This is a genomic window from Streptomyces sp. AC627_RSS907, from assembly GCF_019049165.1.
This window is the reverse complement of record NZ_JAGMUE010000594.1, coordinates 1-1,014: the sequence shown is the minus strand read 5'-3', so window position 1 is coordinate 1,014 and position 1,014 is coordinate 1. Positions and strand designations below refer to the sequence as shown.

1 protein-coding gene is annotated in these 1,014 nt (G+C 72.9%); it reads left to right on the top strand.

Annotated elements, in window-relative coordinates; translation table 11 throughout:
- Positions 1 to 231 precede the first annotated feature (231 nt).
- Positions 232 to 1,014: DUF4097 family beta strand repeat-containing protein (locus KUM32_RS37285; RefSeq protein ID WP_217146290.1), on the top strand; the 783-nt coding region annotated here is incomplete at its 3' end.

Below are 1,014 nucleotides of genomic sequence, written 5' to 3'. Positions count from 1 at the left end.
CGCCCACACCGCCCCCTCACCCCCCGCCGAGCGGGACCCCACCTCGGGGCGAGCCGGCCCCCAGCCGCCGCGCAACGCGCCGTGCCGCGCATGCCACGCCGTGCCATGCCGTGCCGCGCCGTGCCGCGCCGTGCCGCGCGATGGTGGCGCTTGACTTCCCTTATCCGCGATATATCGTGTTGGCAGTAGACGCGATATGTTGCGTCCGTGCTCCAGCTGGGGAGGCCCCACATGTCAGACCGGTCCGAGTGGTCGCTCAGCGCGCCACGCAAGCTCACGTTCGACGCGCCGGTCACCGCGCTCCACGTGCGCGTCGTCGGCGGCACCGTCAACGTCGTCGGCACCGACACCGGCCCCGCCAGCCTGCACCTCTCCGAGATCGAGGGCCCACCGCTGGCGGTCAGCCTGCACAACGGCGTGCTGAGCATCGCGTACGAGGACCTGCCCTGGCAGGGCTTCCTCAAGCTGCTTGACCGCAAGGGCTGGCAGCGCACGGCGCACATCACCCTGACCGTGCCCACCGAGACCCGGGCCGAGGTGGGCACGGTGCACGCGGTGGCCGTCGTCTCCGGGCTCAGCGGGCGCACCGAGGTGCGGGGCATCTCGGGCGACAGCACCCTGGTCGGGCTCACCGGCGAGGTGCGGGCCGACACCGTGTCGGGCAGCGTGGAGGCCCAGTCCCTCGGCGGGCGGTTGCGCTTCAACTCCGTGTCGGGCGAACTCACCGTCATCGACGGCACCAGCCCGGCCGTCAAAGCCGACTCGATCAGCGGGAACATGGTGCTGGACATCGCCCCCACGGCCACCCCCGCCGACCTGCACCTGAACACCGTCTCCGGCGGGATCGCCATCCGCCTGCCGGACCCGGCGAACGTGGCCGTGGACGCCCAGACCACGAGCGGCCAACTCTCCAACGCCTTTGACGACCTCACGGTGGACGGCAGCCCCTGGGGCGGGCCGTGGGGCGCGTGGGCCTGCCCCGGCGGCACCGGCGGGAAGATCACGGGCACGCTG